This window comes from Bacteroidetes bacterium SB0662_bin_6 (assembly GCA_009839485.1).
Taxonomy (GTDB): domain Bacteria; phylum Bacteroidota; class Rhodothermia; order Rhodothermales; family VXPQ01; genus VXPQ01.
In genome coordinates, this window is the sequence record VXPQ01000043.1 from 1 (window position 1) to 3,616 (window position 3,616).

The 3,616-nt window shown below is 59.0% G+C and carries 3 protein-coding genes and 1 tRNA gene; 2 read left to right on the forward strand and 2 right to left on the reverse strand.

The annotated features are described in order from the left end of the window. Positions 1 to 231: 231 nt before the first annotated feature. Positions 232 to 304: transfer RNA gene (locus tag F4Y00_07950), tRNA-Arg, on the reverse strand. Between the two features lie 161 nt (positions 305 to 465). Here F4Y00_07950 and F4Y00_07955 point away from each other — a divergent pair. Continuing rightward, positions 466 to 1,689: an aminotransferase class V-fold PLP-dependent enzyme gene (locus F4Y00_07955; protein MYE04886.1), complete on the forward strand. Its 1,224-nt coding sequence runs from the start codon at positions 466 to 468 to the stop codon at positions 1,687 to 1,689. After that, positions 1,686 to 2,978, forward strand: coding sequence for an MFS transporter (locus tag F4Y00_07960; protein MYE04887.1), 1,293 nt, complete (start codon positions 1,686 to 1,688; stop codon positions 2,976 to 2,978). Before F4Y00_07955 ends, F4Y00_07960 begins: the two co-directional genes overlap by 4 nt. 8 nt (positions 2,979 to 2,986) lie before the next feature. Here F4Y00_07960 and F4Y00_07965 read toward each other — a convergent pair whose 3' ends face one another. Next, the gene (locus tag F4Y00_07965) at positions 2,987 to 3,436 is read right to left on the reverse strand and encodes an RpiB/LacA/LacB family sugar-phosphate isomerase (protein ID MYE04888.1); all 450 of its coding nucleotides are present in this window, start codon (positions 3,434 to 3,436) and stop codon (positions 2,987 to 2,989) included. Positions 3,437 to 3,616: the final 180 nt, after the last annotated feature.

Sequence of the window (3,616 nt, forward strand, 5' to 3'; positions counted from 1 at the left end):
TGCCGCTCGCTTATGTGGCTGGGCCACACTGCGCTCGCGGCGCCTGGCCTGGCAGTAAAATAGGCCCCGCAGAGCGACGCTGCATAGTGGTAACAGGCCCTGACGTATATAGTCAAATGTCCGGTGTACGCAAGCCTGCGGCGCCTGTCGAACCCGGAATACACATCTATGGGAAATCAATAACGGAAATAAGATGATGCAGCTCCCCGTATGCGGCTGAAAAAAAAGCAGCCCCCTCGGGAGGATTCGAACCTCCGACCAACGGTTTAGGAAACCGGTGCTCTATCCCCTGAGCTACGAGGGGTATATCCACATACCTGCAGGGTGCGCCGAAGAAAGCATATCCTGCACTGCCTGCAAAACGGCCGCATGACGCATGGCGCGGCATACGTTACCGGGATTAGGAACCTTGAAAGGAACGGTTGTATACTTGCCATGCAACGCCGTCGTACATCCGCCGTTTCCATGAATTACGCAACGCCATCACCTGTCCCGGATGTCAGGTTCATTGATGTAGCCCGCGCCCGCCGGGACACACCGGCCTGCGAAAAGGTAGTGCATTTCAACAATGCCGGCGCATCGCTTATGCCGAACCCTGTACTCGCTGCCTGCATCGAGCATCTCCGGTTGGAAGCGCGCATAGGAGGGTACGAAGCCGCGGAAGAAGCACATGCCCGGCATGAGGCAGTATACCGGAGCATCGCCACGCTCCTGCACGCTTCCCCGGAAGAAATTGCGCTTGCCGACAGTGCCACACGCGCATGGCACCTTGCCTTCCAGGGCCTGCGAATACCAAGAGGCGCTAAAATTCTTACTACCCGCACATCTTATGCAAGCAATTTCATCGCTTTTCTGCACCGCGCCCGGAAAGACGGTCTGGAAATAGACGTAGCGCCCTGTGACCATGCGGGCAACCTTGACCTCGACGCATTCGAGCGGCGTATTGACAAACGCGTGGCGCTCATCGCCCTTACGCACATTCCTACAAACGGCGGCATCATCAACCCGGCTGAAGCCGTCGGAAAGATTGCCCGCAGACATGGAATACCGTACTTGCTGGACGCGTGCCAATCGGCAGGACAACTGCCGCTGGACGTAACGCGCATTGGCTGCGACATGCTTTCGGCCACGGGGCGAAAATTTCTGCGCGCGCCGCGCGGAACGGGATTTCTCTATGTCCGCCGCGGCTTCCTGAATCATATTGAACCGCCGATGCCGGACTTGCACAATGCGACATGGGTAGCCCCTGATGCGTACAGACCCCTTGAAGGAATGCGCGCATTCGAAATGTGGGAATCCAGTCTGGCCCTGAAGCTCGGTCTGGGCGCCGCCGTCGACTATGCACTGGACCTGGGACTCGATGCCATCCGGGAGCGCATCCGCGCCCTTGCCGACCTGCTGCGGCAACGCCTCGATGACCTGGACGGTATCCGCGTGCGGGATATGGGAACAGAGCGGGGCGGCATTGTGACCTTCGATATTGCAAACGTGGCGGCATCCATTGTAAAATCACGCCTTCGTGAGCAATCCATGCATATCACCGTGTCTCTGCCCTCCCACACGCTGCTTGACGCCATGGAGCGTACCCTCCCCGAAATGGTGCGTGCTTCCGTGCATTACTACAACACGGAAGAAGAAATCGACCGGTTCTGCGAAGCGGTACATGCCATCTCCTCGAAAGGCGCATGACCTCCCTCACGAAACATCCCCGGGGCGCCGTCACCGCATGGGCCACGTACGACTTCGCCAATTCGGCGTTCACGACACTCGTCGTCACCTTCGTCTTCGCCACCTATTTCACGGATGCGATCGCTGAAAATGCCGTATCCGGCACAGCGCTCTGGTCGCGCGCCGTAGCCCTGTCCCAGATCGTCGTTGCCCTGCTCTCGCCCTGGCTGGGCCTTCTCGCGGACCGGAACGGACTGCGCAAGCAGTTCCTTTTTCTCTCTACGCTGTTGTGTATTGCCGCCTCGGCGGGCTTATACTTTGCAGGCCCGGGCGATGTGCTGTTTGCCCTTGTCGTCTTTACGGTGGGCAACATTGCCTTTGAACTTGCAAATGTCTTCTACAACGCCTTCCTGCCTGAACTGGCCACGCCCCAGCGGATCGGGCGCATATCGGGATACGGCTGGGCGCTTGGGTACGCAGGCGGCTTGTGCTGCCTTCTGATCGGGTACTTCGTTTTCGTGGCTCCTGAAACGCCTCCTTTTGGACTCGTCCGGGAAACAGGAGCGCATGTGCGGGCCACCAATCTGCTCGTGGCAGCCTGGTACGCAGTCTTTTCGGTGCCTCTTTTCCTAATCCTGAAGAGATCCCTGCCCGTAAAACCACTCGCTGCCGGCAAAGCCCTGCAAACGTCCATACACGAACTGGGACGTACGTTGCGCGAAGTGCGCCACTCCAAAGATCTGTTCCGGCTCCTGATCGCCCGCCTGGTTTACAACGACGGCCTCATCACGCTCTTCGCCTTCGGAGGAATCTACGCCACGGGCACGCTCGGATTTTCCACCGAAGACATTTTTCTCTTCGGGATCGCTCTGAACATTGCGGCGGGCATCGGCGCCTGGGCCTTCGGTTTTCTGGACGACCGGCTCGGCGGGCGCGCCACTATCCTTATCAGTCTTGCGGTGCTGACCCTTGGAACGATCATTGCCGTGTTCACGACGAACGTCGAGCTGTTCTGGGCTGCGGCAATCCTCGGCGGCATATGCGCCGGCCCCAATCAATCCGCGAGCCGCTCGCTCATGGGGCGATTCATTCCTGCCGGCAAGGAAAACGAATACTACGGGCTGTTCGCTTTCTCGGGCAAGGCGACCGCATTCCTCGGACCGGTGCTGCTGGGTATCGTAACAGGTCTGTTCAACAGCCAACGGGCCGGCATGGCCATCGTAGCGGCTTTCTTCATTGCGGGCGCCCTGCTGTTGCTTCGCGTCAATGAGGAGCGGGGAATGGCCAGCGCCCGGGCATACGGGCAATGAGTCCTGCCTTATCCTCCCGTTTCCTCGACCTGTCGCACGCGGGCTATCTGCCGGGTATTCCAGGCATCCTCTCCGAAAGGCGTATCGAACCAGCGATCCAGTATCTCCCTCAGTATAGCGGGTGACGTAGCACGCAGGCTCAACGCCAGTACGTTCGCGTGATTCCAGATGCGGGCTCCCTTTGCCGTCTCTCCATCGCTGCACAAGGCGGCGCGTATGCCGGGCACCTTGTTGGCCACAATAGAGCAACCTGTGCCCGTCCAGCACAGCACGATAGCCTCCTCCGCCTCACCGCTCCGAACCGCCCCGATCGCCTTCAGAGTCACCTCCGGCCAATCTGCCGTATCCTTTTCCGATTCGGGTCCGAAGTACAGCGGTTCATGCCCTCGCTGCTCAAGTTCTTCGAGCAAGGCTTTGACGAGAGGCAACCATTCGTCCGTACTGACCGCAATGCGCATGAGATTCGGGAAGCAGATTATGAATACCGGGAGAAGGGTACGGAGCATAAAACAATCCGTCAAACGCAACCGGACACCCCCTGCTCCCTTGTGAACCAGTGGTACGGTGATTAGGGTCTGTTAATACTATGCAGCGATGCTCTGTTCCGTCAGGCACGGCGTCAATCAAGGCGCGAGGAG

Bases quoted from the DNA above. Each gene is read 5' to 3' on its own strand.
- F4Y00_07955 (MYE04886.1), top strand. From the start codon at position 466: ATGAATTACGCAACGCCATCACCTGTCCCGGATGTCAGGTTCATTGAT.
- F4Y00_07960 (MYE04887.1), top strand. From the start codon at position 1,686: ATGACCTCCCTCACGAAACATCCCCGGGGCGCCGTCACCGCATGGGCC.
- F4Y00_07965 (MYE04888.1), bottom strand. From the start codon at position 3,436: ATGCGCATTGCGGTCAGTACGGACGAATGGTTGCCTCTCGTCAAAGCC.